Origin of the sequence: Xanthobacter sp. NM-25 (assembly GCF_022138605.1) — a bacterium.
Classification (GTDB): domain Bacteria; phylum Pseudomonadota; class Alphaproteobacteria; order Rhizobiales; family Xanthobacteraceae; genus Xanthobacter.
Genome location: NZ_JACBFS010000003.1, coordinates 267,030 through 293,934, shown reverse-complemented (window position 1 = coordinate 293,934; position 26,905 = coordinate 267,030). Strand labels below are relative to the sequence as shown.

The window sequence follows — 26,905 nt, the reverse complement described above, 5'->3', positions numbered from 1 at the left end:
ACCTTGTTTTCGGGTGACCTTGACGGGGAGAGCGGACGTGCGGCGCGCGTTGCCTATTCTGTTGTGCTTCAATGCGGGCTTCGTGGACACGGCGGGCTTCGTCGCCCTTGGGGGCCTGTTCACGGCCCATGTCACCGGCAACATCGTCACCTTCGCCGCGGCGCTCGGCGAGGGCCGGACGCCGGCGGTGGGCAAGGTCATCGCCATGCCGGTGTTCGCCTTCGTGGTGGTGGCGGCCATGCTGTTCAGCCGCGCCATGGCAGCCCGCGGCCTCAACGGCTTTCGCATGCTGATGGCGGTGAAGCTGGTGCTGCTGGCCCATGCGGCGCTGGTGGCGGTGCAGCTCGGTCCCTTCACCGACGTCAACAGCCCCTCCGCCCTGATGACCGGCATGACCCTGGTCAGCGCCATGGCGCTGCAGAATGCGCTCCATCGCACCCACCTGGCGGATGTGCCGCCCTCCACCATGATGACCGGCACCGCCACCCAGATCCTGGTGGATGTCGCCGGCCTGTGGCGGCCCTCGCCCGAGGCAGATGTCGGCGCCATGCGGGCGCGGCTGGGGCGGTTCGGCTTGAATTTCCTGGCGTTCCTCGGCGGCTGCGCCCTCGCCGCCTTCCTCTACCTGATGATCGGCATGTGGTTCCTGCTGGTTCCACCCTTTGTGGCGATGGCGGAGATCTTCACCCTGCCAGCCGATTCAGAGCCCGCGCCGGAGGCCCGGGCGCGGTGAGCGCGGCCAAAGAAAACCCCGCCCTCCGGCAGGGAGGGCGGGGTTCATGCGCACGGCGCGTACCGGCTCAATAGAGGCCGGTCAGCCAATAGAAGCCGATGACGAAGAACACCGCCGCCGTCTTGATGAGGGTGATGGCGAAGATGTCGCCATAGGACTGGCGATGGGTGAGCCCGGTGACCGCCAGAAGGGTGATGACGGCGCCGTTGTGGGGCAGCGTATCCATGCCTCCGGACGCCATGGAGGCGACGCGGCTCATGACCTCCAACGGGATGTTGTAGGTATGAGCGAGGGCGATGAACTGCTCCGACATGGCAGCGAGCGCGATGGACAGGCCGCCCGAGGCCGAGCCGGTGATGCCCGCGAGGGTGGTCACCGTGATCGCTTCGTTGATGAGCGGGTTCGGAATGGCCGACAGCGCCGACTTGATGAGCAGGAAGCCCGGCAGCGCCGCGATCACGGCGCCGAAGCCATATTCGGTCGCGGTGTTGAGGCTGGCCAGCAGCGCGCCGCCCACGGCATCCTTCGAGCCGGCCGAAAACTTGGCCTTGATGGGCTTGAAGGCGAACAGCAGCACCGCCACGATGCCGAGCAGCAGCGCCGCCTGCACCGACCAGATGGCCGCCCAGGTGGCGGTAGGCACGCTCACCACCGGGCCGCCTTCCACCAGAGTGGCAGTGGCGGTGGGCGGGAACCAGGTGGGAATGAGGCGGGCGAACACCAGGTTGGCGATGCCCACCACCACCAGCGGCGCCAGGGCAAGCCAAGGCGAGACCAGGGGCACGCTCTCGTCCACCACCACCTCGTTGATGTGGCCGGTGCCGTAGCCCTCGCCGCGCTTCTGCGCCTGCTTGCGGCGGAATTCCAGATAGCTGAGGCCCACCACCAGGATGAAGGCGGTGCCCACGAAGCCGAGGATGGGCGCGGCATAGGCCGTGGTCTTGAAGAAGGTGGTGGGGATGATGTTCTGGATCTGCGGGGTGCCCGGCAGCGTATCCATGGTGAAGGAGAAGGCGCCCAGCGCCACCACAGCCGGCAGCAGGCGCTTGGGAATGCCCACCTGGCGGAACATCTCGGCGCCGAACGGATAGACCGCGAACACCACCACGAACAGCGACACGCCGCCGTAGGTCAGGAGCGCGCCCACCAGCACGATGGAGAGAATGGCGCGGCCCGGCCCCAGGAGCTTGACGATGGCCGAGACGATGGAGCGCGAGAAGCCCGACAGCTCAATCAGCTTGCCGAACACCGCACCGAGCAGGAACACGGGGAAGTAGAGTTTGATGAAGCCCACCATCTTTTCCATGAACAGGCCGGAAAAGACGACGGGGACCGCGCCGGGTTCGGTGAGAAGCACCGCGGCAAGGGCGGCGACGGGCGCGAACAGGATGACGCTGAAGCCGCGGTAGGCCACGAACATCAGGAAGAAGAGCGCCGCAAGGCAGATGATGAAGCTCATCGGCGTTGGATCCAAAGCGAGAATGAATGGAAGAGACGTCGAGAATCGGCGCCCGCCTGGAACACGGGCAAAGGTAAGCTAGCCTGCCATAATGCTGCTGGCGACTCGAATTATGTTGGTATGCCCTAAGCTGTACCGCGAGGCACGCGGTTGGCCCAAGCCATTGACCCAACGGAATATCATTCAGAAGTATGAGAAGTTCATATGAAACAACCGCCCCAGCGGGGCCGGAGCGGTTGTGCAGCGCAGAATTATTATAATGCATCGCACAATACGTGACGTGCGACGCAAACTACTCGAAAGGCCGATCAGGGCATCAGGGCGATCTGCTCCAGCCCCTGGGTCTCGGGGAAGCCCAGCACCAGGTTCATGTTCTGCACCGCCTGGCCGGACGCGCCCTTCACCAGATTATCGAGGGTGGAGAGGATGATGGCCCGGCCGGACACGCGATCCGCCACCACGCCGATGAACACCATGTTGGAGCCGCGCACGTGGCGCGACTGCGGCACCTTGCCGAACGGCAGCACGTGAACGAAGGGCTCGCCCTTGTAGAAGGTGGCGATGAGCTTGTGCAGATCCTCTGCGGTGGCGCCGGTGGTGCGCACATAGATGGTGGCGTAGATGCCCCGGTTCATGGGGGTGAGGATGGGCACGAACACGGGCACCACCGGCCGGCCGGCGGCCTTGGTATATTCCTGGTCCAGTTCGCCCATGTGCCGGTGCGAGCCCACCGAATAGGCATGGATGCCCTCCGAGACCTCGGAGAACAGCATGGCCTCTTTGGCCGAGCGGCCGGCGCCGGACATGCCGGTCTTGGAATCCACCACGATGCTTTCCGGCTCGATGGCCCCGGCTTCCAGCAGCGGCACCACGGGCAGGATGGCGGTGGTGGTGTGGCAGCCCGGATTGGCCACCAGCCGCGCCTTGCGGATGTCGTCGCGATAGATCTCGACGAGGCCGAACACCGCCTCCTGTTGCAGCTCGAGAGCCGCATGGGGGTGGCCGTACCACTGCTCATAGGCGCCGGGATCGCTCAGCCGGAAATCGGCGGAAAGGTCCACCACCTTGATGCCCGGCGTGGTCTCGAACAGGGTCTTGATCACGGTCTGGGTGGTGCCGTGGGGCAGCGCGCAGAACACCAGGTCCACCGCGGAGAAATCCACCTCCTCGATGGTCACCAGCTTCGGCAGGTCGAACGGGGCAAACTGCGGGAACACGTCCGCCATGGCCTGGCCGGCCTTCCGATCGGCGGTGAGGGCCACGATCTCCACCCGCGGATGGCGCAGCAGCAGTCGCACCAGCTCGGAACCGGTGTAACCGGAGGCGCCGAGAACCGCGACCCTTGCCTTTGCGTCCGCCATCTTCCTCTCCTGCATCCACGCCCAACGCCCGGCCCGAGACAGACCGGCCAACAGGCTGACGACGTGGGGCATCGGTCTCTACACCGATCCCTTGGCAGGGAAAAGACACAAGCCCACCCGCCGCCGGCACGGGGCCGCGTAGGGGGACGCCCACCGTTGCCATTCTGTTCCCCTTTGCGGCGCACTCGGGCACAATGGGGTTCCGATGTTCGCGCCTGCGGAACGATTCGCGTGCGCGGCCCCCCTCCCTCTGCTATCGACGCGCCATGTCCGATACCGACGACCTCTTCGGCTCCGCCGCCCGTGCCCGTCCCGCCACCAAGGCGTCTGCCCGCTCCAAGACCCCGCCCGTCCCCGCCATGGCGTCGGATTATACCGCCGCCCATATCGAGGTTCTGGAAGGGCTGGAGCCGGTGCGCCGGCGGCCGGGCATGTATATCGGCGGCACGGATTCCAAGGCGCTGCATCACCTGTTCGCCGAGGTGATCGACAATTCCATGGACGAGGCGGTGGCCGGCCACGCCTCCTTCATCGAGGTGCATCTGGGGACCGACGGCTACCTGACCGTCGCCGACAACGGCCGTGGCATCCCGGTGGAAGAGCACCCCAAATTCCCGGGTAAGTCGGCCCTCGAAGTGATCATGACCACGCTCCACGCGGGCGGGAAGTTCGACAGCAAGGTCTATGAGACCTCCGGCGGCCTGCACGGCGTCGGCGTGTCGGTGGTGAACGCCCTGTCCGACCATCTGGAGGTGGAGGTGGCGCGCAACCAGACCCTCTACCGCCAGACCTTCGCCCGCGGCGTGCCCGATGGCCCGCTCACCGAGGTGGGGCGCATCACCAACCGGCGCGGCACCCGGGTGCGCTTCCATCCCGATGCGGAGATCTTCGGCCCCGCCGCCCGCTTCGAGCCGGCGCGGGTGTTCCGCATGGCGCGGTCCAAGGCCTATCTGTTCGGCGGCGTGGAAATCCGCTGGTCCTGTGATGCCGACCTCCTCAAGGGCATCGAGGGCGTGCCGGAGAAGATGGTGTTCCGCTTCCCGGGCGGCCTGCGCGACTATCTGGCCATTGATCTGGAAGGCCAGACCCTGGTGCATCCGGACATCTTCTCCGGCCGCATCCAGAAGCCCGGTGGCCACGGCTCGGTGGAATGGGCGGTGGCCTGGGTGGCCGATGGCGATGGCGGCATTGCCTCTTACTGCAATACCATCCCGACCCCCGATGGCGGCACCCATGAGAACGGCTTGCGCGCCGTTCTACTGAAGGGCCTGAAGGACCATGCGGAGCGCTCAGGCCAGGGCAAGCGCGGCGCCGCCATCACCGGTGACGACGTCACCACGGGCTGCGCTGCCATGCTTTCCGTGTTTGTGCGCGAGCCGGAATTCCAAGGCCAGACCAAGGATCGCCTCGCCACCACGGAAGCCGCGCGCATCGTCGAAAGCGCCCTGCGCGATCCCTTCGACCACTGGCTCGCCGCCAATCCGGCCCAGGCGAGCCGCCTGCTGGAGCATGTGATCGACCGGGCCGAGGAACGGCTGCGGCGCAAGCAGGAGCGGGAGATTTCCCGCAAGACCGCGGTGCGCAAGCTGCGCCTGCCGGGCAAATTGGCCGACTGCTCCAATACCGAGGCGGCGGGCTCAGAGCTGTTCATCGTCGAAGGCGATTCGGCCGGCGGCTCCGCCAAGCAGGCCCGCGACCGCAAGACCCAGGCGGTGCTGCCCCTGCGCGGCAAGATCCTCAACGTGGCCAGCGCCGGCCGCGACAAGCTGGCCCAGAACCAGCAGATTTCCGACCTCACCCAGGCGCTCGGCTGCGGTACCCTCGGAGCGTATCGGGATACCGACCTGCGCTATGAGAAGGTCATCATCATGACCGACGCCGACGTGGACGGCGCCCATATCGCCTCGCTGCTGGTGACCTATTTCTTCCGCCAGATGCCGAAGCTGATCGAGGAAGGCCACCTGTTCCTGGCGGTGCCGCCCCTCTACCGCATCACCCAGGGTGCCAAGACCCTCTACGCCCGGGACGATGCCCACAAGGACCGGCTGCTGAAGAAGGAATTCTCCGGCAAGGGCAAGGTGGACGTCGGCCGCTTCAAAGGCCTCGGCGAGATGATGCCGGCGCAGTTGAAGGAGACCACCATGGATCCCCGAACACGCACCCTGCAGCGGGTGAGCATCGAGGATGCCGAGCGGGCCGCCACCATCGACATCGTCGAGCGGTTGATGGGCAACAAGCCGGAAGCGCGCTTCGCCTTCATCTCCGAGCACGCCGCCTTCGCCGACGAAGACCTGCTCGACATCTGAGCCCGCCGGCGGGCCTATTCGCTCTCGGCAGGGCCCACGGCGCCGCCGCGGGGGGCCAGCCGGGAGGCCGGCCAGGCGATGGCCACCATCACCACCCCGCACAGCACGAACACGGCGGTGGGGCCGAAGCGATCGGCCACCGTGGCGTGGAGAATGGCGCCCACCGCCTGGCCCACGAAAAACGAAGTGGCGAACAGCGCGAGGGCCGAGCCGCGCGCCTCGGGCGCCAGTTCGGTGGCGAGGATCTGCAGCACGTTGTGGATCATGTAGAAGCAGAAGCCCGCCAGGGTGAACATGCCCAGCGCCAGAGCGAACATGGGCGCGACGGCGGTGGCCATGAGCAGCAGACCCACGGTAGCCGCCCCCACCCCGGCCATGCCGCCAAGCCCCAGCGCCCGCACCAGCACCGGCACCGCAAAGCTGTAAAAGGCGCCGCCCACGGCGAAGCCCCCCAGCATGAGGCCGGCCTCCACCGCATCGCCGAAGCCGTGCGCCACCATCAGCGGCGCCATCATGGGAAAGGCGCCGAAGGTGAAGATGCCTTCCAGGGCCACCACGCCATAGACCTTGATGGACAACGGGTTGCGCAGCACCACGCCGTATCTGGCGATGGAGGTGCCGAACGAGAGGGGCCCGCGCGTCTGCAGCTCCTTCATGCCCAGCATGCAGGCAAGAGCCGCCACCGCCGCCAGGGCGCTCGCCGCCCAGAACACGTCGCGCCAGCCGGCATAGGCGGCGATGAAACCGGATAAAGCGGAGCCGGAGAGCTGGCCGAGCACCAGCGCCAGCAGGATGCGGCTCAGCGCCACCGGCCGCTGATCGAAGCTCACCCGATCGCCCACCATGGCCAGCACCACGGGAATGATGCCGCCCGCGAAGGCGCCGGAGAACACCCGGGTGACCAGCAGTACCTCATGGCTGCCGGCCAGCGCCGAGCCCGCCAGGCCCAGCGCCAGAACCGTGAGGTTGACCCGCACCAGCCGCAGCTTGCCCACCGCATCGCCGATGGGGCCGAACACCAGCTGGAATGCGGCGTAGGGCAGCGTGAAGGCGCTGGCCAGCACCGCCACCTGCGCCAGCGAGACCCCGAGATCGGCAGCCAGAATATTCAGCATGGGATCGACGGCGCGCAGGGAGAACGCGCTCGCGAATGCGGCGAGACCGAGAATGAAGAGGAACGGCATGGGGACCCGGGGCAGGGAAACGGTTGCGTCTACCCCTGGACGCCCGGCGGCCCCCGGTCAAGACCCGGTTTCATCAGATTGCGCCTGCAAGGCTGACGTAATCATTGACACGGCGCACAACTTTCATATGTTGCTCTCCGTCGTCCGAGTTATGTCGAATCCAAGCGCGCCGACCGACGACCACTCGTCTGACCCCGTACGGCACGGGACGTTCGATCAGCGGCGCGCCGCCGCATCCTAAAGATGCAATGTCATTTTCCGAACTCGGCCTGAGCGAGAAGGTCCTCGCGGCCGTCGCCGATACGGGCTATACGAAGCCCACTCCTATTCAGGCCCAGGCCATCCCCGAGGTGCTGGCGCGCCGGGATGTGCTCGGTATCGCCCAGACGGGCACCGGCAAGACCGCGGCCTTTACCCTTCCCATGCTCACCCTGCTCGAACAGGGGCGCGCCCGGGCTCGCATGCCCCGCACCCTGATCCTCGAGCCGACCCGTGAGCTTGCCGCCCAGGTTGAAGAGAACTTCACCCGCTACGGCAAGAACCATAAGCTGAACGTGGCGCTGCTGATCGGCGGCGTCTCGTTCGGTGACCAGGACTCCAAGCTCCTGCGCGGCGTTGACGTGCTCATCGCCACCCCCGGCCGCCTGCTCGACCATGTGGAGCGCGGCCGGCTTCTGCTGTCCGGCATCGAGGTGCTCGTCATCGACGAGGCCGACCGCATGCTGGACATGGGCTTCATTCCGGACATCGAGCGCATCTGCAAGCTGGTGCCGTTCACCCGGCAGACCCTGTTCTTCTCGGCCACCATGCCGCCGGAGATTCAGCGTCTGGTCTCCCAGTTCCTGTCCAACCCGGTGCGCATAGAGGTGTCCAAGCCCGCCTCCACCGCCACCACGGTGACGCAGTTGCTGGTGGCCTCCGGCAAGGAGGACTGGGAGAAGCGCGATGTGCTGCGCAACCTCATCCGCTCCAGCGAAAATCTGCAGAACGGTATCATCTTCTGCAATCGCAAGCGCGATGTGGCGGTGCTCCATCGTTCGCTGCAGAAGCATGGCTTCAATGCCGTGGCCCTGCATGGCGACATGGACCAGCACGCCCGCCTGAAGGCCCTGGACCAGTTCCGCAACGGCGAAGCCAAGCTGCTGGTGGCGTCGGACGTGGCGGCCCGCGGCCTCGACATTCCCGAGGTGAGCCACGTCTTCAACTATGACGTGCCGCACCACGCGGAAGACTATGTGCACCGCATCGGCCGCACCGGGCGCGCCGGCCGCACCGGCACCGCCTATTCCATCGTCACCCACGCAGACGCCAAATCCCTGGCCTCCATCGAGAAGCTCATCGGCAATGCCATTCCCTGGCACGGCGAGCCGCTCGGCGAGGCTCCGCCGCGGGAGAAGCGCGAAAGCCGCGAGGGACGCGAGGATGGCCGCCTGCGCGGCAAGCGCCGGGTGGAGAAGGACGCCCGCTCCGAACCGCGCCGGGAGCGCGAGAAGGAGCCCCGCCGCCAGCGGGAGAAGGAGCCCCGCACCGAGGAGCCCCGCACCGAGGAGCCCCGGGCCGAGCGTCCCCGCCGCCCACAGCGGGAAGAGGTGGCCGAGGCCCGTCCTCCGCGCCGTGAGCGGCAGCCCGCCAACGAGCCCGCGGACATGTCCCACCTGCCGGCCTTCCTGCTGCGCCCCGTGCGCGTGAAGGCGAGCTGACACAAGGCGCCGTCGCCCTTCGGCGATGGCCCACCCCGGCGGCGAACGGATGTCTGCCGCCGCCGGTTTTCGGTGTGGCCTGCCACGGAGCGGCCACATGCCGGGGAAGATCCGCACCGCCGCTCTGTCCTCTGCTCCGGGAAGGCGGGTTCAGATGCGCCTCGGGCATCCGACGGCGCACGGCATCCTGGCCGTCGTGCTGACGAACGATCCCGGGCAAACACCGTTCGGGGCAAACGTCGTCATTCCGTAGCGTTCAGTTCAATCGACATCCGCGATCCCTGCCTGCGGCTCATGCCCACCACCCAAGCCAGTCTCATGGGGCGAGCTTCCGCCTGTCTGCCGGAAGCGGTTCGCGAGGGGAGACCGCGGGACGGTTCGCCCGGCCGCGATCGCGCATCGAAGATCGAGACGGGCGCGAAGGCCACAGCCGCGGCGCACGCCACGCCCCCACCAGTTGCCCCACCCGGAGAGACCGATGGCACGACACCTCGCCTGGATCTTCGCCGCCGTGATGGGTCTCATGCCCTCTGTCGCAGCCGCTTTCGAGGAACGGCCGGTGGCGCTGGGTGCACTGCATGGCACCCTCACCCTGCCATCAGGGACCGCCGCGGTACCAGCCGCGCTGATCCTGCCCGGGTCCGGGCCCGTGGATCGCGACGGCAATCTCCCACAGGCACGCTCCAACACTCTCAAGCTGCTGGCGCAAGACCTCGCCGCCAGGGGCATCGCCAGCCTGCGCATCGACAAGCGGGGCGTCGGCCAAAGCCAGCCGGCCGACCTGCGCGAAGAGGATCTCCGCTTCTCAACCTATGTGGAGGATGCGACCGCCTGGCTCGACCGGCTCGCCGCTGAGCCCCGCGTCGCCCGCATCTTTCTCATCGGCCACAGCGAAGGCGCGCTGGTGGCGACCCAGGTCGCCGCTGGCGCCACCCCACGGCATCCGGTGGCCGGGGTCATCCTGGTGGCCGGCGCCGGCTTCCCCGCAGCGCAGCTCATTGGCCGGCAGCTCGCGGCGGCCGGCGTTCCGGCGGCGCTGCAACAGCGCTCCGCCGCCATCGCCGACGCCCTCACCCGCCAGCAGGCGGTCAACGATCCTCCGCCGGAGCTTGCCGCGCTCTACCGGCGCAGCGTCCAGCCCTATCTCATGTCGTGGCTGCCGCTGGATCCGGCGCAGGAGCTCGGCCGGGTGGAGGTGCCTGTGCTGATCCTCCAGGGCACCACCGACCTCCAGGTCGCGCCGGAGGACGCCCGTCGCCTCGCCGCGCACCGACCGGGGGCCGCACTGGTGCTGGTGGAGGGGATGAATCACGTGCTGAAGGTCGCCCCGGCGGAGCGGATGGCCAACCTTGCCACCTATGCCCAACCGGACGTGCCGCTGGCGCCGTCCCTGGTGCCCGCCATCGCCGCCTTCATGGCGAACCATTGAGCGGCGTCAGCGCGCCGGGCCCGTGACGTTCTTCACCCGCCGCGCCTTGGCCGCAGTCTTCTCCAGAACCGCCGCCCCCGCCACCTGGCGCGCACGGCGGGCCAGCACCGCCAGGTCGTCGGGCTCATCCAGGGCCGCATCCGGCACCCGCCAATAGCTGCCCATGGTGCGGGCGCCGGTCTTGGCCACATAAGTGAACGGCGCCGAGCCCTGCGCGGCCAGCGCGGCGGCGAAGGCCGCGTCGGCCTTGAGATAGAGTACCCCATCCACGGCGAGGGCGAACATCAACCCGTCCGCATAGACACCGGCCCCACCGAACATGCGGCGCACCTGCACCGGCCCGAAGGCCGCGAACAGATCGGCGAGGGTCTCGGCGTCCATGGCCGGCCCGGCCTCAGCCGGCCAGATGCCGGAACTCGTTGAGCAGGAAGTTGCCCACCCGCTTGCCGCGATTGCGGAACGCCAACATCGGCGTGTTGTCCACGAAATAGGTGTGGAGGATGGAATCGCGGGTCGCCACCTCGGGGCCCAGCTTGTCCACCGAGTGCCAGGTGTCCGGCCCCACGGCGAAGGCATAGCCGGTGTTGGGTGCGAACGACATGCGCTGGGCCAGTTCGAACCCACCCTCGGGCCGCCGCCGGTCGAAGCGGGTGCCCACGTGGGTGATGCTTTCATCCTCCGGCAGATAGAACTGGATGGTGATGCCCTTCCAGCGGGTATCGGTGTGGGGCGGAATCTCATAGCCGGCCACGTCGCGGGTCAGCATGGGCACGGGGAACATGCCGGTGCCCATGTAGTCGGGCCCGAACCGCCGGCCGAGGCCGGGCGCCAGCCGCCGCATGAACACATCCTTCACCGGCTCCGCCCGCAGGGCCTCGCCCACCAGGCTCCACACGGCGCGCTTTTCGCCGGGCAGGTGGCGGATATATTCCGGATAGAGATCGATCTTCACGCGGGTGGACGAGCCGTCCGCCTTCACATTCACATTGTTGCGGCCCTTCAGGGCGCGATACTCGCGCGCCTCGGGCATGGCCGTGCGCATGGCGCGATAGAGCGCATCCGGAAACACGCCCGACAATTCGAGGTGCCAGAAGGGCTCGTCCACCAGCGGCGCCCGATCGACAGCATCGACGATATGAGAGACGACTTCAGACAGCGGGGGAAGATCGGACGCCATGGCCGCGGGTCTCCATGAGTATCTTTTTGACGGGCTGCGCGCTGGCGTCTTCGGCTGGCCGCTATGCCGGCCCTCGTCGCTGCGCGATCCCTGGCGTGAAGGCCACACCGGTCCGGGGCAGAGGACAGGGGGATACCTATACCCCAGGCACCGGGCTCAGCAAGAGGGTCGAAAGCACAGCACCGTCGCAGGCGCGCCAGTCAGCCCCGGTTGCCAAACGGGGCCGGCGCACGCAATCTGACGCGCCTTCCATGGCGCCCGCCGGGCGCCCCTCCCCCTTGATGTCGCACCCTTTGATTGTCGCATGGCCGCCAGCTCGTTCCAATTCCTGCACGCCGCAGACATTCATCTCGACAGCCCCCTGCGCGGGCTTTCGCTGCGTGGCGCGGAGGCCGCCGCCTTCACCGGCGCCTCGCGCCAGGCGCTGGACAATCTGGTCTCGACCGCCATCGCCGAGAAGGTCGCCTTCGTCGTCATCGCCGGCGACATCTATGACGGCGACTGGCGCGACTTTTCCACCGGCCATGTGTTCGTCCGGCAGATGGGCCGGCTGGCGCGCGAGAACATTCCGGTGTTCATGCTGCGCGGCAACCACGACGCCCTCTCGGTGATCAGCCGGGACCTGCCGCTGCCGGAAAACGTGCACAATTTCTCGGTGCGCAAGGTGGAGAGCGTCGAGCTGCCGGAGATCGGCGTGGTGCTGCATGGGCGCGGCTTCGCGCATCGTCATGTGCCCGAGAACATGGCCCTGGCCTATCCTCCGGCGCGGGAGGGCCAGTTCAACATCGGCGTGCTCCACACCTCGCTCACCGGCCGCGAAGGCCATGAGGTCTATGCGCCCTGCACCGTCGCGGACCTGGAGCGCACCGGCTACGATTACTGGGCGCTGGGCCACATTCACCAGCGCGAGGTGGTGCGCCCGCAGGGCCCGGCCATCGTCTTCCCCGGCAATCTGCAGGGCCGCCACGCCCGCGAGACCGGGGCCAAGGGGGCAACGCTGGTGCGGGTGGTCGACGGCCGCATCGCCGACATGATTGCCCTCACCCTCGATGCCGCCCGCTTCGCGTCTCTCAACCTCGACCTCACGGGCCTCAGCAGCCCTGCCGACCTGCACGGCCGGCTGCGGGTTGCCCTCGCGGAGGCGGTGGAGCAGGCGGACGGGCGACCGCTGGCGGTGCGCCTCACCCTCACCGGCCGCACGCCCCTCGCCGATCACCTGCGCGCCGACCCGGGCCAGTTGCGGGAGGATGTGGTGGCGCTGGCGGCAGCGGCCGGCGACCAGGTGCTGGTGGAGAAGGTGTCCATCCGCGTGGAGGCGCCACCCACCGCGATGCCCGCGCAACTGGCCGATTTCGAGCAGATCCTGGCTGAGGTCACCGCCGATCCCGCCGTGCGGGCCGACATCGGCGCCACCATCCGCGACCTCTATGGCAAGGCGCCAAAGCCGGTGCTGAAGGCGCTCGGCCTCGACGAGGCCGACCTGGAGGCGGTGATCGCCGAGGCCCTCGCCGAAGGAGAACAGGCCATCATCGCCCGCCTGCGCGATCCCGCCGGGGAGGGCTCCGCGTCATGAGATTCGTGCGTCTCGGCCTCGATCGCTACGGCCGCTTCACCGATCGCACCCTCGACTTCGATCGCGACGCCCGCGTCAGCGTGGTGCTGGGCTCCAACGAGGCGGGCAAGACCACCGCCCTGGCCGCCGCCTGCGACGTGCTGTTCGGCATCGACTTCACGTCGCGCTTCAATTTCCTGCACGATTACGCCGCCATGCGTCTGTCCGCCACGCTGGTGGATGGCGCCGGGCACGCCCTGTCCTTCGCCCGCCGCAAGCGGAACAAGGCCACCATCGTCGATCCCGAGACGGACGCGCCCCTGCCCGATGATGTGCTCGCGCCCTTCCTCGGTGCCCACGATCGCGCCGCCTTCCTCGACATCTTCGGCCTCGACCAGAAGCGCCTGCGCGACGGCGGCAAGAAACTGCTGGCCGGTGGAGGGGACCTGGCCGAGACGCTGATCGCCGCCGCCCCCGGCCTCAACCGGGTCGCCGACCTGCGCGACGCCATGAGGGCGAGCGCCGCCGAGCTGTTCAATCCCGATCGTAAGAACGCGAAGGCCCCCTTCTATGTGGCGGTGGAACGCTACAGGTCGGCCCAGGCCGAGATCCAGGCCCGCGAGCTGCGCGGCGAGGAGGTCAAGGCTCTGCGCGCCGCCGAGGCCGAGGCGGCCGCCCTGCGGACGTCCGCGGGTGATGCCGAGATCGAGGCCCATCTGGCCGAACAGCGCGCCGCCGCCCTCATCCGCGCCGCCAAGGAGCTGCGGGCGGTGGCGCGGGCCGAGGCGGCGCTGGCGGTACTTGGCCCCCTGCCCCCGGTGGATGCCGCCTTTCCCCAGCTCGCCCGCACCCGGCTCGATGCCCACGCCCGCGCCAGCGAGGCCGAGGCCGCCGCGCGCGCGGCGGCGCAGATGGCCCAGGCGGCGCGCGAGGCCATTGCGCCCGATGCGGCGGTGCTGGCGGTGGCCGAGGCCATCGTCCGCTGCGATGAGGACCGCGCCAAGATCGAGCATGAGCGCGCCAGCCTGCCCCACAGGCGGCAGGAGGCGGAAGAGGCGCGGGCCGGGCTGGCCCATATCGCCGCCAACCTCGGCCTCGCCGATGTGACGACACTGCGCGCCCGGCTGCCCGGGCGCCCCCTGCTGGCCCGCGCCGGCGACCTGCTGGGCCAGATGCGCGACCTCGCCGGGCGCCGGGACGCCCTGGCGCAGGACGAGGAGGGGCTCATTCGCGCCCGCCGGGTGCTCGACGCCACGGCCAGTGGCCTCCCGCCCGCCGAAGACCCTGCCCCACTGCGTCGGGCCATCGACGCGCTCGACGGCGCCGAAGCCCGCGAGGCCGCACGCGCCGCCCTTGCCCGCCAATTGGCTGCCGCCCGCGAGGCCCAGGCGGCGCGCCTCGCCCGCCTGCCCTATGGCCCCTGGCAGATCACCCCGCTCGCACGGGCGCCACTGCCCGATGCCGCCACCGCGGAACAGGCCCTGCGCGCCATCACCGCCGCTGCCGACACCCTGGCCCGGCTCAAGGAGCAGAGCGCGGAGCTGGAGGGGCAGCATGACCAATGGGTGGCGCGCCGCGCCATTCTGGACGCCGCCGGCACGGCGCCCACCGCCCAGGCCATCGCCGCCGCCCGCGACCGCCGCGACGGCCTGTGGCAGGACCTGCGGCCGGCCCTGCTGGGCCAACGCCCGCCCGAGGCCGACGATGCCGCCCGCGCCGAGGACTTCGAGCACGCCATGACGGCCTCCGACCGGCTGGCCGACGATCGCCTGAGCGCCAGCCAGCGCCTGGCGGACATCAGCCATGCCGACATCGCCCTGGCCGAGCTTGCCGCGCGCCGGGCCAGCCACGCCACCCGGGTGATGGCGGCCGAGGCCGATCTGGATGCGGCACGGCTGCGCTGGCAGCGCCTGTGGAGCGAGGCGGGCCTGTCGCCCGAGCCGGACCCGCGCGCCCTCGCCTTCCTCCAGGAAGTGGCGGCGCTGCGCGCGGACGCGGACGAGCGGGCCCGCCAGCAGGCGGACTTGAGCCATCAGGACGCGGTCTGCCGGGACGACCGCGCGCAGGTGGAACAGCTGCATGTCCAATTGCAGCTGCCGGCTCTCGGCGCCGGGCCGATCCGGCTCGCGGTGCTGCGCGGCGCCATTGGCGAGCGGGACGAGGCGTTCGCCCGGCAGCGCGATCTCATCCGCGATCGGAAACGGCTCGACGACCAGAGCGCCCATCTCACCCGCCAGCGCGCGACCCTCGATGCCAAGGCCCGCGCCTGCGCCGAGGAGGCCGAGACCGTGTTCCCCGTCCTCGCCATCCGCGCGGCGGCGCCGCTGCAGGAGGTGCAGGCGGCCCTGGAGCTGTGGCAGGAGGCCCCGGCCCTGGCCGAAAAGCTCGCCACCGCCGAGCGCCGCATCGCCGGCATCGAGCAGGACGAGATCCATTTCACCGCGCAGGTGGAGGCGCTGCTGGCGCAGCTGGACGCGCCCGCCGGCGATGATCTGTGCGGTACGGTGCGGGCCCTTAGGGCGCGGCTCGATGGCGCCCGGCAGGCCCGCGCCAAGGCCGATGCGGCCGATGCCACCCTCGCCGAGCGCACCACTGCGGCGACCGCCGCCGCGGCCACCCTCGCCCGCGCCGAAACCGGGCTCCAGGAGGTGCTGGCGCAGGCGGGCCTCGACGATGCGGCGGCCCTCCCCGTGCTCATCGATCGCCTCACCGAGGCGGCGACCCTGCGCGCCGACCTGGCGCAGGCCCGCGCGCGCCTCGAAGCCGAATGCGGCGACCGCAGCCTCGACGAGGTCCGAGCCGCCATCGCCGAGCGCGATGACGACGCCCTGGTCCGCGACGCAGCGACCGCCGCCGCCGCCCATTCCGCCGCCCGCGCCGCGCGCGACGAGGCGGTGGAGCGACACACCCAGGCCCGGGCCGCGCTGGCGGCCCTGGAACAGCGCGCCGGCGCCGCGGCCGCCGCCCAGGAGGCACAGGATGCGGTGGCGGAACTGGACGGCACCATGGCCCGCTTCACCCGGGCCCATGTGGCGGCGCGCCTGCTGACCCACGCCATCGAGCGCTACCGGCAGACCCACCAGAACCCCATCATCACGCGGGCCGCCGAGGCCTTTCGCACCCTCACCCGCGGCCAATGGGACGGCATCGCCGTCGACTACGACGCCGAACCGGCGCGGCTGGCGGCGGTGCGCGAGGCCCGCCTGCACGGGGTGGATGCGCTCTCCGAGGGCACCGGCGATCAATTGTTCCTGGCCCTGCGGGTGGCCGCCATCGAGGAGCACGCCCGCCGCGCGGCGCCCCTGCCCTTCCTGGCCGACGACCTGTTCGTGACCTTCGACGAAGCGCGCACGGAGGCCGGCCTGCGGCTGCTCGGCGAGCTCGGCGCCACCACCCAGGTGATCGTCTTCACCCACCACACCCACGTGGCCGCGGCCGCCACCCGGGCCCTGGGGGCGGCGGCACAGGTGATCACGCTCTAGGCGCTCGCGCCCGACCCGCTGCCCATTTCACTCCAAAATGCTCTAGAGGTAGCGCTGCGCGCTGGCGCGCGAGCGGTCGAGGGACAGGTGATGGTCGGTTGGGCGTGGCGTTGGGTGAAGCGGGCGGCCATCGGCGTCCTGATCGTGCTGGCAACGGTGTTCGTGGTGCGGGCGGTGGACTCCCAAAGGGGCGCTCCGCTGGAGCCCTGGCACACCTTCGTGCCGAAGGAGATGAGCCGCGCGGCCATGGCACAGGCGGATCTCGCCACCTATCTGGCGGCCGAGAACGCCCTGTTCGCCGAGGTGAAGGCGCAGGTGACGGACCAGCTGCCGCCGCAGGACCGCGTGCGCTTCAACCGCTATTTCGCGCAGAGCCCCGTCTATCCCGGCGCCTTCGCGCAGGATTTCAACCGCACCTTCGTGCTGGAGCCGGAAGGGCCGGTGGCAGGCGCCGCCGTGTTTCTGCACGGGCTCACCGATTCCCCCTTCAGCCTCCGGCATCTGGCGCGGCGCTATGCGGCCCGGGGCTTCCTGTCCATCTCGATCCGCCTGCCCGGCCACGGCACCGTGCCCGGCGCCCTCACCGGGGTGGATTACGAGGACTGGATCGCCGCCACCCGGCTCGCCATGCGCGAGGCCCGCAAAAGGGTGGGGCCGGACAAGCCCATTCACATCATCGGCTATTCCAATGGCGGCGCGCTCGCCCTCATGCACGCCCTCGACGCATTGGATGACCCGGCCCTGGTGGCGCCGGCCAAGATCGTTCTAGTTTCGCCCATGGTGGGGGTGACGGAATTTGCCCGCTTCGCCGGCATCGCCTCCTGGCCGGCGGTGTTCCCGGCCTTCGCCAAGGCCGCCTGGCTCTCCATCATTCCCGAGTTCAACCCGTTCAAATACAATTCGTTTCCGGTGCAGGCGGCGCGCCAGTCGTTCTTGCTCACCCAGGCGGTGCAAGCCAATATCCGGCGCCATCTGCGCAACGGCCAGCTCGCCGGCCTCGCCCCGGTGCTCACCTTCCAATCGGTGCTCGACCATACGGTGAGCACGCGGGCGGTGATCGAGTCCCTGCACACCCACCTTGCCGACAATGGCAGCGAGCTGGTGCTGTTCGACATCAACCGCAACACCCATTTCGAGCAATTGCTGAACCGCCGGGCCGATACCGCCCTCGACCGGCTGCTGCCGCCGGGCCCGCGCCGCTTCCGCACCGCCGTCGTCACCAATGTGAACCCCGGTTCCGACCAGGTGGAGGTGCGCATCACCCCCGCCGACAGCACCGAAACGCAGGTGCGCGCCCTCGGCCTGTCCTACCCGCCGGATGTCTATTCCCTCTCCCATGTGGCGGTGCCGTTCCCGCTGGACGACGGGCTTTACGGCCTGACCCCGGACCCGGCCGACGCCTTTGGCGTGCGGCTCGGCGATGTGGCTGCACGGGGGGAATATGGGGCGCTGATCGTCAATATCGACATGCTGGTACGCATGTCCTCGAACCCCTTCTTCCCCTATCTGCTGGAGCGGCTGGAAGCCGGCCTACCCGGCGACCGGCCCTGAGGCCTCCTCGTCCGCCGGCTGGCCGGAGAGCAACGCCGCCACCGAACGGGTGGACGGATGGTGGGCGCACAAGGTCACCGCCGCGATGAGGATGGGCACGCCGATGAACGCCCCCGGCAGGCCCCACAGGAAGGCCCAGAAGAACACCGCGAACAGCACCATGAAGGGCGAGACCGCCGCCGCCTTGCCGGCGATGCGCGGCTCGATATAGCTGCCCGACAGGAACTGGATGATGTTGAGGCAGACGAACACGAACACCGCCATTTCCCAGGATTCGAACTGGGCCAGCGCGAACAGGGTCGGCAGCAAAGTGGCGATGAACGGGCCGATGAAGGGAATGTAATTGAGCGCAAAAGCCATGGCGCCCCAGGCCAGCGCCAGCTCCAGGCCGGCGGTGAGGGTGAACACCCACACCACGGCGCCGGTGGCGATGCTCATCAAGGTGCGCACCATCATGTATTTCTGCAGCTTGGCGGCGATGTCGGCGCCGGCGGACAGAAGGAAGCCGCCCTTGCCCCGCCGCTCCAGCGCTTTCAGCTGGCTCACCGCGGCATCCACCTCCAGCAGGCCCAGCAGCACATAGACGAAAGTGAACACCAGGAAGCTCGCCAGCCCCTGCAGCCGGCCGGAGACGTCCTGAAACACCCGCAGCAGCCAGCGCACGTCGAAATGGTCGGCCACCACGCTCGCCAGCACGAAGCCGTGGCCTTCCAGCCAATCGCCGAGCTGGGCGTAGAGCGCCTGGAAGCGGGCGGCGTTCTGGAACACCCACTGGCCCACATGGGTGAAGCCCCACACCACGATGGAGGTGACGGCCCCCACCACCGCCAGGCTGATCACAAGCGTGATCAGCACCGCCACGAGGGACGGCAGGTGCGCCTTCAGCGCCCGCTGCAGCGGCCACACCACGGCGATCACGAACAGCGCGAACACCACCGGCGCGAACAGCGTATCCGCCAGATAGAGCGCGGCACCCACCAGCACCGCCGCCGCCAGACCCATCATCACCCGCATCGCCAGCCCTTCCTGAACGGAACCTCACCCCACCGCATCCGGCCCCGCCTCAAACCGCCGTGCGGTCGAACGCGAACGCGAGCCGCATAGCCTTGATCTTTTCATACAGCTTGATGTCCTGCGCGTAAGGCCACCAGGCGTAGAGCAGCAGCTCCAGCGGGTGCCACAGGCCCACCCAGCCGGCAATGATGAAGCCTTCCACCAGCACCTGGCCGAACAGGCTTTCCGAACCCAGGAGCTTCTCGGTCAGCGCCGACAGGCCGAAGCACACCGCCAGGAAGAGCGCGCCCATGCGCAAGGCGTGGCGCCCCTCCAGCCGCAGCTCGGTGATCTTGCGGCGGCTATATTGGATCTGCTTGTCGCAATAGCGTGCCAGCGCCCGCGGCATCTCGCCCACATGGGGGTCCGCATGGGCGGCAGGCGGCAGATGCAGCACGGCGCTGAGGGTGTGCTTCTTCCAGTCGCTCTGTGCCTTCAGCGCATCCATCAGCTGGTCGATGCCGGACATATCCAGGTCCTCGCCCACGAACGGGTCGAGCTCCGGCTCCTGGAAGAAGGTCTTCACATCGGAGAGGTGCAGATGGATCTCATTGGTGGTCGCCGACGCGGCGGCCACGGATGTCTCATTCATGAAAGACAGGCCTCGAGGCCGTGAGCGGCCCGCCGTGCTCATACGTCATTTCCGGCGCCGCGGGAGCCCGGCGCCGCCACCGACCATGGTTCAACGCCATCCCCCGCGGCGGCCGGGCAAGCGGACTCGAAAACATGCTCAAGAAAACGTGAACACCCTCGCGAAGCGGCCGGCGCTGCATATTTGATGAGAAGCAAGGCTCGCCACAGCTTCTGGGGTTTTGCTGGTGCCGTCGGCGCGCCACACTGCGCCGGCCCCGATTGTCCTCCCAGGAGGGAGATTATCCATGTTGTCGCTCGCGACGCTCGCGCTTCTCGCCCTCGGTTCCGTTGCCGCCGTGCAGCTCGCCCTTCACCAGGCCGCGCGGAAGCCCCAGGCGATCCCGGTGCGCGTGCGCGCCCGCCGGCGGCCGTGACGCGCCTGCAATAAGGGATCTGCCGTGAAGGATCTGCCTCTCGACGAGGTCTATCAGGTCCTGGAGCCCGGGCCGGTGGTGCTGCTCACCACCAGCCAGCGGGGCGTGCCCAATGTCATGACCATGTCGTGGCACATGATGGTGGAGTTCACCCCGCCGCTGGTGGCCTGCGTGGTCAGCGGCGGCGATTTCAGTTTCACCGCCCTGCGCGCCACCAAGGAATGCGTGATCGCCGTGCCGGCGGTGGAGCTTGCCAAGAAAGTGGTGGGCATCGGCAATTGCTCCGGCGCCGACACCGACAAGTTCGCCACCTTCGGACTGACGCCGCTGCCGGCGGAACAGGTGAAGGCGCCCCTCATCGCCGAATGCTTCGCCAACCTCGAATGCAAGGTGGTGAACACCCGCCTCGTGAACAGCCACAATCTGTTCGTGCTGGAGGTGGTGAAGGCGTGGCGCGATCCCGCGCAGAAGCAACCCAAGACCATCCACCACCGCGGCTACGGCACGTTTGCGGTCGATGGCGAGATCATCAAGCTGCCCTCCGCCATGCCGTGAGGGCGCCCCCGGGGCCGGGCCAACCTGCGCCCGTTTGACGCCGGTCAACGCCGGCCGGACATGGATGCGAGATTCAGGATAAGAGTGCAGCGCGCGGTGGCTGTCTGGCAGCCCCGCCTGATTTTCCTGGAGAAGCACCATGGCCGATGCCCCGAATCTGACCGTCTCCCTGGAGAAGGTGTGCTTTCTGATCCAGCTGGCGCGCGAATTCGACGTGAAGGACGCCGTCAGCGATCCCGATAGCGGTTCCAACGCGGCCGACGACGCCATGGTGTCGGTGCTGGAGGATCACGCCAGCGACCCGGTGCGCAGCGAGATCGTCTCCTTCATCCGCGACATGAATGAGGATGAGCAGGAGGATCTGGTGGCCTTGGCGTGGCTTGGTCGCGGCGACGGCGACTTCAACAGCTGGGACGAGCTGCGCGCCGAAGCCGCCCGCGCCCACAACAACCGGACCGCAACCTATCTTCTGGGCATCCCGCTGCTGGCCGACTATCTGGAGGAGGCCCTGTCGCAGCTCGGCTATTCCTGCGAGGATCTCGACAGCGACGAGACAGAAGCCGACTGAGCCCTGCGCGGCACGAGACATGCGTGTGTCTCCTGCGGGCCGCACGTCTCCCCCTGCGCCTGCACCGTTGGGAGGCCGGATTGCCATACCGGAGCAATGACGACCTGCCGCCCGCCGTGCGCCAGCACCTGCCTCAGCACGGCTGCGACATCTACCGCGCCGCCTTCAACGCCGCCTTTGCCGCCCATCTGGACGACCCGCGCCGCGAGGAGGCTGCCCACCGCATCGCGTGGGCGGCGGTAAAGCGCAGCTATGTGAAGGCGGGCGCGCGTTGGGTGCCGATCCGTCCCTGAACTCAGCGCGTGCGGAGACAGCCCCGGGGGCTCATCGCTGGCCGGAGGAGGCGAGGCCCACCTGCGCGGCCAGCCAGTCCGCCGTCAGCCGGGCCACGGCCTCCAGGGCGCCCTCCTCGGCGAACAGGTGGCTCGCCCCCGGCACCACTTCAAGCGCAGCGGGTCCGCCGAACAGGGCCATGACGCTGCGGTTCTGGTCCAGCACCTCCAGATCGGCGCTGCCGACCAGCAACAAGGTCGGTGCCCGCACCAGGCCCAGCACCGGCTTGGCGAGATCGGGCCGCCCGCCGCGCGAGACCAGCGCATGGACCCGTGACTGGACCCGGGCCGCCGCCACCAGCGCCACCGCCGCGCCGGTTCCGGCGCCGAACAGGCTGCACGGCAGGGAGGCGAGATCGCGCTCCCGGCCGATCCAGGAGAGGAGCTCCACCAGCCGGTCGCTCTGCTCGATCAGGTCATCCACCACCCGTGCGCCGTCCGCCCGATCCTGCGGTCGCACCAGATCGAACACCACGGTGGCGAAACCCCGGGGTTGCAGAAGCCGCGCCACGGTCCGGTTGCGCACACTGGTGTGGTCGGAGGCGGCATCGTGCACAAACACCACCAGCCGGCGCGCACCGGCGGGAACCACAACCTCCCCCGCCAGCCCGAAGGGCGGGATCTGGACCTCGCGCGAAGTGTTGAATTCCTGAGGCATCACGCCCACGAGCCATCCTCCTGCGCATCGGGGCCGCCGTAACATCGCAGGATCACCGCCACTGTCGCGCCATTCTTTGATCTCGCGCAAACCTTTTCGTTTTCCCTGCCCCACCGACCGCCGCCGCCGACCGGGAATCGCCCGCATGAAGCAGGTACAACGCAGCACACCGACCTGAAATACGGTATTAGGACACCCCTCCCCACATCCGACTGTCCCCGGCACCGGCGCGATCATGCTGCGCCGCCCCCATCAGCCACCGGTCAGTAGATCGGATCAATCCGCCACGCCCAGGCAGCACCGGGCGACCCCGGCTCCATGGCGCCAACGTATTTGCAGCACGTGATTTTTCACGCATCCCGACCGCTCATGACGAGCGCGCGCAATGACGTTACATGATCGCCCAAAGATTGCATGGCGTGCACAGCCGGCTCCACCGACAGAAACAACAAACTGAAAGATATGTCGTAAACTTCATTATCAATGAATTATTTTTACTTATCTCAGAATTGATATTTAATATATCACAAGTTTTTTCTTCATCTCACAAAGTGCATTTTCGAAAGACATTAAATAGACAAATCATTTTCATTTTTTCGGCGCAAAAGAATTGACATTTTGAAAAATATCCACATATCATACATTCAACCATTGAATGAAGGCAGGCTTCTTCGGGAGCCGAACCGGGCAATCCTTGCCCCGTCGCCACCCGCTTTGTGCGGCTGCGGCACGCCCTTGCAACACAGGGGGTCCCATGACCGACTTCGCCACTCTCGCGCACCAGCCGCGGCGCCCCGTTACTGAGCCGCTTCCCCTGGTGCCCCGCCCTTACGACACCCTGGCCGTCATCGGTGGCGGCGCCTGGGGCACTGCGCTCGCCCTGGTCGCCGCCCGTGCCGGCCGGCGCGTCCATCTGTGGATGCGCAATGCGGACCGTGCCGCCGAGATCGCCCGCGCGCGCCGCAACAGCGCCTATCTGGGCGACATTCCCATTCCGGAAGCCATCACCCCCACCGCCGATCTCGCGGCCGCGCTCGATGGCGCCGAGGCGGTGCTGCTGGTCACCCCCTCCACCACCATCCGGGAGATGGCCGGCCGCATCGCTGCGCTCACCGCGCCGGATGTGCCCCTGTTCGTCAGCGCCAAAGGCATCGAGGCCGAGACCGGCCTCATGATGTCGTCGGTGGCGGAAGAGGCCGCGCCGGGCCGTGTCATCGGCGTGGTCACCGGCCCCACCTTCGCCACCGAGACCGCGGCGGGCCACCCCACCGCGGCCACCATCGCCTGCGTCACCGGCCCCCACGTGCCGCCCCACGCCCGCGCCGGGGCGCGCATGGCCGCCACCCTCACCTCCGACAGCTTCCGCCCCTATGTCTCCGACGACATGGCCGGGGCCGAGGTGGGCGGGGCGGTGAAGAATGTCATCGCCATCGCCTGCGGCATGCTGGCGGGCGCCGGCTTCGGCGAGAACACCCGGGCCGCCCTCATCACCCGCGGCCTCGACGAGATGAAGGAACTGGCGGTGCGCCTCGGCGGCCGGCGGGAGACGGTCACCGGCCTGTCGGGCATGGGCGACCTCATGCTCACCTGCTCCAGCCTCAAGTCGCGCAACTTCCGCTATGGCTTTGAGCGCGGCCAGGGCCGCAGCGACGCGGAGGTGTTCGACGGCGCGCCGGTTCTGGTGGAAGGCCGCCACAACGCGCTCACCGTCACCGATCTTGCCCGGCGCCTGGGCCTCCACATGCCCATCTGCGAGATGGTCCGCGCCATTGTCGCCGATGGCCGCCCCATCGGCGAGACCTTCGCCGCCTATTGGTCCTCGCCCATCCAGGCGGAGCCGCGCGCCCTCGACCTCACTTTCCCCCATCCGGCGCAGGACGAGGTGACCCGCCGCTTCGCGGAGCTGTTGCCTTGACCGTGGCGGTAACCCGGCCCGCCCTGACGCGGGGAGATCGGCAGGACTGGCGCTTCGTGCTCGCCACCGACCTCGACGGCACCTTCCTCGGCGGCACGGCGCCGATGCGCCAGGCGCTCTATCGCTGGATTTCCGCCCGGCGGGACGAGGTGGGGCTCATCTTCGTCACCGGCCGCGATCCCGGCTTCATCACCGAGCTCTGCGCGGGCACCGTCGATGGGGCGCAGGAGATCCCGGTTCCCGATTATGTGGTGGCGGACGTGGGCACCACGGTGGCGCGCGTCGACCGCGCGGGCGCCGCGCCCAGCCTTGAGATCATGCATGATCTGGAAGCTCCCATCGCCACCGCCTGGGGCGCGCGGGCCGATCTGGTGCGCCGCACGCTGGGCGCCGCGCCGGGGCTGGCGGAGCAGGACACGCCGTTCCGCCACCGGGTGTCCTACCATTACGATCCCGCCGCCTACGATCCGGCGTCCATCGCCCCGCTGGAGGCGGCCGGGCTCGACATCCTCATCTCCCACGGCTGCTTCCTCGACGTGCTGCCGGCGGGGGTGAACAAGGGGTCGACCCTGCTCCGCCTCATCGCCCATCTCGGCCTGCGGCCGGAAGCGGTTCTGGTGGCCGGCGACACCCTGAACGATCTGTCCATGTTCCGCACCGGCTTGCACGGCGCGGTGGTGGGCGGCGCCGAAGCGGCGCTGCTGGACGCCACCCGTGCCCTGCCCAAGGTGCGCCAATGCGCGGCACCAGGCACCGGCGGCATCGCCGAGGCCATCGCCGCCTTCCATCTGCATCCCGAACCGCCGGAGCTCAACGTATGAAATCGGATCTCGTCATCGTCTACCATCGCGCCCCCTATGAGGAGCGCGAGGAAGATGGCGAGGTGGTGCTGCGGGAGCACGGCAGCCCCAATGGCATCGTGCCCACCCTCAAAGCCCTGCTCGGCCGCATGGACCGCGGCGCCTGGATCGCCTGGAAAGAGGCGGAGGACCCGGCCCATCCCGCTTTCGAGCGGGTGGTGGAGATCTCCGACAGCTACGGCACCTATGCCGTGACGCGCCTGCCCCTCACCGCCGAGCAGGTGCGCAGCTTCTACCACGTCACCTCGAAGGAAGCCTTCTGGCCGATCCTCCACGGCTTCAAGGAACGCTACAATTACGATCCCGTCGACTGGCCCACGTTCCGCAGCGTGAATTGGGCGTTCGCGGAAGCCGCCGCGGAGGAGGCCTCCGACGACGCCGTGGTCTGGGTGCACGACTACAACCTGTGGCTCGTGCCCGGCTATCTGCGCCAGCTGAAGCCCTCGGTGAAGATCGCCTTCTTCCACCACACGCCGTTCCCGGCGGCGGACATGTTCAACGTACTACCCTGGCGCAAGGAGATCGTCGACAGCCTGCTGGCCTGCGATTCCATCGGCTTCCACATTCCGCGCTATGCGCAGAACTTCGTCTCCACCGCCCACTCGCTTACCCGAGCAAGGCTCGCGGAGGACATGGAGACCAGCCCCTGCATGGCTCGCGAAGGCACCGCGCTGAGCGAGGTCTTCACCCCGCTGGCCCTCTCCGTCGACGGCCGCACGGTGCATCTCGACACCAATCCGGTGGGGGTGAATTTCGATTACATCGAAGAGCTGGCGGCGGCACCCGCCGTAACGGAGAAGGTGGAGGCCATCCGCGCCGGGCTCGATGGCGGGCAGCTCATCCTCTCGGTGTCCCGCACCGATTACACCAAGGGCAACATCCAGCAGCTGGAGGCCATCCAGCGCCTGCTGCAGCGCCGGCCCGAGCTTCACGGCAAGGTGCGCTTCATGCTGGTGTCGGTGGGCGCCAACCGGGCGATGAGTGCCTATGAGGACATCCAGCAGCGCATCGAGGAGCTCACCGGCCACATCAACGGCGCCTTCGGCAGCTTCGAGTGGCAGCCGGTGTCGCTGATCTCCACCGCCATCCCCCTGCCCGAGCTCGTCGCCTATTACCGGGCGGCGGACGTGGCCGCCATCACCCCGCTGGCCGACGGCCTCAACCTGGTGGCGAGCGAGTTCTGCGCCGCCCAGGGCGCGGACGGCAAGGGTGTGCTGATTCTCTCCGAATTCGCCGGTGCGGCGGTGCTGCTGGAAGGGGCCATCCCGGTGAATCCCTTCTCCCACGCCCACATGGACAAGGCCCTCGACCAGGCCCTCGCCATGCCGGAAGAGGAGGCGCGCGGGCGCATGGGGCTGCTGCGCAGCTCGGCCCGGCGCTTCACTTTGGAGAGCTGGGCGGAGGCGACGCGGCGCCATTTCGCGATGCTGCGCGAGGGACCTGCGCCGCAGGAGCGGACAGCGCCGGCGGCGCCCTTCCACCTCAAGGCCGTCCCCTGAGGGCGGGCGGATGCAGAGGGTTGTCCCGAAGGTTGTCCAAAGGACGTTGTCCAAAGGGCACCGACCGCGCCATCTTCCGGCTGGCGCGGCGCCTGCCGCCCCGGTATAGGAAGGCAAGGTCCCCGTAGCTCAGCAGGATAGAGCACAGGTTTCCTAAAATTGGGCACGTGTGGGGGAAACGCCGCGCGTGAATCCGCTCAAAGTCGGGGAAAGCTTCGGCCACTGCCAGCGCAGGGGCCATGCCAATCCCGAGCCAAGCCCGCGGGAGCTTTTCCAGCGGGAAGGTGTAGAGACTAGACGGGCGGCGCCTAACGCTTCTGCAGGATCTTCCCGCGGGCCATGGCGAAGGGATAGTCCAGACCACGAACGCCGGCCGCAGGGCTGGCGGCGGCGAAAGCCGAAGTGGGATGAAACCTGGTGTCGCGTGTTCGAGTCACGCCGGGGACACCATTCCTGTTCCCCCTTCCGCAGGGGTTCGCTGCGAGTTGGCGGGCATCCGCCTGCCGCCCCTGGAGGCCGCCCGC

Annotated in this window: 23 protein-coding genes; 15 read left to right on the top strand and 8 right to left on the bottom strand. The window is 68.7% G+C overall.

The annotated features are described in order from the left end of the window. Positions 1-37 precede the first annotated feature (37 nt). A complete protein-coding gene (locus MEU52_RS10185) occupies positions 38-733 on the top strand; it encodes a YoaK family protein (protein WP_238121171.1) in 696 nt (231 codons plus the stop codon). A gap of 67 nt (positions 734-800) precedes the next feature. On the opposite strand, the gene MEU52_RS10180 is transcribed toward MEU52_RS10185, so the two are convergent. Continuing rightward, a complete protein-coding gene (locus MEU52_RS10180; protein ID WP_238121170.1) occupies positions 801-2,192 on the bottom strand; it encodes a GntP family permease in 1,392 nt (463 codons plus the stop codon). 308 nt (positions 2,193-2,500) lie between these two features. After that, positions 2,501-3,553: an N-acetyl-gamma-glutamyl-phosphate reductase gene (gene argC / locus MEU52_RS10175; protein ID WP_238121169.1), complete on the bottom strand. Its 1,053-nt coding sequence runs from the start codon at positions 3,551-3,553 to the stop codon at positions 2,501-2,503. A gap of 266 nt (positions 3,554-3,819) precedes the next feature. Between argC and parE the strand changes: the two genes are divergently transcribed. Beyond that, on the top strand, positions 3,820-5,859 hold the full coding sequence (parE, locus tag MEU52_RS10170) for a DNA topoisomerase IV subunit B (RefSeq protein ID WP_238121168.1): 2,040 nt from the start codon (positions 3,820-3,822) through the stop codon (positions 5,857-5,859). 14 nt (positions 5,860-5,873) lie between these two features. Here the strand turns inward: parE and MEU52_RS10165 are convergent, their stop codons facing one another. Further along, positions 5,874-7,043 (bottom strand): MFS transporter, encoded by a 1,170-nt coding sequence (locus MEU52_RS10165; RefSeq protein ID WP_238121167.1) that lies wholly within the window; start codon positions 7,041-7,043, stop codon positions 5,874-5,876. A 248-nt stretch (positions 7,044-7,291) separates the two neighbouring features. On the opposite strand from MEU52_RS10165, the gene MEU52_RS10160 reads away from it, so the two are divergent. From MEU52_RS10160 to MEU52_RS10150, 3 genes are all read left to right on the top strand, one after another. Next, on the top strand, positions 7,292-8,743 hold the full coding sequence (locus tag MEU52_RS10160) for a DEAD/DEAH box helicase (RefSeq protein WP_238121166.1): 1,452 nt from the start codon (positions 7,292-7,294) through the stop codon (positions 8,741-8,743). Between the two features lie 97 nt (positions 8,744-8,840). Next, complete coding sequence (locus MEU52_RS10155; RefSeq protein WP_238121165.1) at positions 8,841-8,996, top strand: hypothetical protein; 156 nt, start codon at positions 8,841-8,843, stop codon at positions 8,994-8,996. Positions 8,997-9,221: 225 nt separating this feature from the next. Continuing rightward, positions 9,222-10,172, top strand: coding sequence for an alpha/beta hydrolase (locus MEU52_RS10150; RefSeq protein ID WP_238121164.1), 951 nt, complete (start codon positions 9,222-9,224; stop codon positions 10,170-10,172). Positions 10,173-10,178: 6 nt separating this feature from the next. On the opposite strand, the gene MEU52_RS10145 is transcribed toward MEU52_RS10150, so the two are convergent. Together MEU52_RS10145 and MEU52_RS10140 are read right to left on the bottom strand one after the other, a co-directional pair. Next, a complete protein-coding gene (locus tag MEU52_RS10145) occupies positions 10,179-10,553 on the bottom strand; it encodes a TfoX/Sxy family protein (protein WP_238121163.1) in 375 nt (124 codons plus the stop codon). Positions 10,554-10,566: 13 nt separating this feature from the next. Beyond that, positions 10,567-11,349: a hypothetical protein gene (locus tag MEU52_RS10140; RefSeq protein ID WP_238121162.1), complete on the bottom strand. Its 783-nt coding sequence runs from the start codon at positions 11,347-11,349 to the stop codon at positions 10,567-10,569. A 304-nt stretch (positions 11,350-11,653) separates the two neighbouring features. Between MEU52_RS10140 and MEU52_RS10135 the strand changes: the two genes are divergently transcribed. From MEU52_RS10135 to MEU52_RS10125, 3 genes are all read left to right on the top strand, one after another. Beyond that, the gene (locus MEU52_RS10135; protein WP_238121161.1) at positions 11,654-12,922 is read left to right on the top strand and encodes a metallophosphoesterase family protein; all 1,269 of its coding nucleotides are present in this window, start codon (positions 11,654-11,656) and stop codon (positions 12,920-12,922) included. Further along, complete coding sequence (locus MEU52_RS10130) at positions 12,919-16,383, top strand: AAA family ATPase (protein ID WP_238121160.1); 3,465 nt, start codon at positions 12,919-12,921, stop codon at positions 16,381-16,383. The genes MEU52_RS10135 and MEU52_RS10130 overlap by 4 nt, the downstream gene beginning before the upstream one ends. A gap of 90 nt (positions 16,384-16,473) precedes the next feature. Continuing rightward, positions 16,474-17,934, top strand: a complete 1,461-nt coding sequence (locus MEU52_RS10125) for an alpha/beta hydrolase (RefSeq protein WP_238121159.1) — start codon at positions 16,474-16,476, stop codon at positions 17,932-17,934. Here MEU52_RS10125 and MEU52_RS10120 read toward each other — a convergent pair. After that, the gene (locus MEU52_RS10120; protein ID WP_238121158.1) at positions 17,914-18,948 is read right to left on the bottom strand and encodes an AI-2E family transporter; all 1,035 of its coding nucleotides are present in this window, start codon (positions 18,946-18,948) and stop codon (positions 17,914-17,916) included. The genes MEU52_RS10125 and MEU52_RS10120 overlap by 21 nt on opposite strands. 49 nt (positions 18,949-18,997) lie before the next feature. Next, positions 18,998-19,579: a hypothetical protein gene (locus tag MEU52_RS10115; RefSeq protein WP_238121157.1), complete on the bottom strand. Its 582-nt coding sequence runs from the start codon at positions 19,577-19,579 to the stop codon at positions 18,998-19,000. A gap of 286 nt (positions 19,580-19,865) precedes the next feature. On the opposite strand from MEU52_RS10115, the gene MEU52_RS21805 reads away from it, so the two are divergent. From MEU52_RS21805 to MEU52_RS10100, 4 genes are all read left to right on the top strand, one after another. Beyond that, positions 19,866-19,994 carry a hypothetical protein gene (locus MEU52_RS21805; RefSeq protein ID WP_273546153.1) on the top strand — a complete coding sequence of 43 codons (129 nt, stop codon included), beginning with the start codon at positions 19,866-19,868 and terminating at the stop codon, positions 19,992-19,994. Positions 19,995-20,018: 24 nt separating this feature from the next. After that, on the top strand, positions 20,019-20,549 hold the full coding sequence (locus MEU52_RS10110) for a flavin reductase family protein (RefSeq protein WP_238121156.1): 531 nt from the start codon (positions 20,019-20,021) through the stop codon (positions 20,547-20,549). Between the two features lie 139 nt (positions 20,550-20,688). Further along, positions 20,689-21,117 (top strand): DUF3775 domain-containing protein, encoded by a 429-nt coding sequence (locus tag MEU52_RS10105; protein ID WP_238121155.1) that lies wholly within the window; start codon positions 20,689-20,691, stop codon positions 21,115-21,117. Between the two features lie 80 nt (positions 21,118-21,197). After that, complete coding sequence (locus tag MEU52_RS10100; protein ID WP_238121154.1) at positions 21,198-21,410, top strand: ChaB family protein; 213 nt, start codon at positions 21,198-21,200, stop codon at positions 21,408-21,410. 31 nt (positions 21,411-21,441) lie between these two features. Here the strand turns inward: MEU52_RS10100 and MEU52_RS10095 are convergent, their stop codons facing one another. After that, positions 21,442-22,116 (bottom strand): dienelactone hydrolase family protein, encoded by a 675-nt coding sequence (locus tag MEU52_RS10095; RefSeq protein ID WP_238121153.1) that lies wholly within the window; start codon positions 22,114-22,116, stop codon positions 21,442-21,444. 745 nt (positions 22,117-22,861) lie between these two features. On the opposite strand from MEU52_RS10095, the gene MEU52_RS10090 reads away from it, so the two are divergent. The 3 genes from MEU52_RS10090 to ggpS are packed head-to-tail and all read left to right on the top strand — an operon-like array spanning position 22,862 to position 26,381. Beyond that, positions 22,862-24,022 (top strand): NAD(P)H-dependent glycerol-3-phosphate dehydrogenase, encoded by a 1,161-nt coding sequence (locus MEU52_RS10090; RefSeq protein ID WP_238121152.1) that lies wholly within the window; start codon positions 22,862-22,864, stop codon positions 24,020-24,022. Between the two features lie 2 nt (positions 24,023-24,024). Then, positions 24,025-24,843, top strand: coding sequence for an HAD family hydrolase (locus MEU52_RS10085; protein WP_238121416.1), 819 nt, complete (start codon positions 24,025-24,027; stop codon positions 24,841-24,843). After that, positions 24,840-26,381, top strand: coding sequence for a glucosylglycerol-phosphate synthase (gene ggpS, locus MEU52_RS10080; RefSeq protein ID WP_238121151.1), 1,542 nt, complete (start codon positions 24,840-24,842; stop codon positions 26,379-26,381). Before MEU52_RS10085 ends, ggpS begins: the two co-directional genes overlap by 4 nt. The last annotated feature ends 524 nt before the right edge of the window (positions 26,382-26,905 follow it).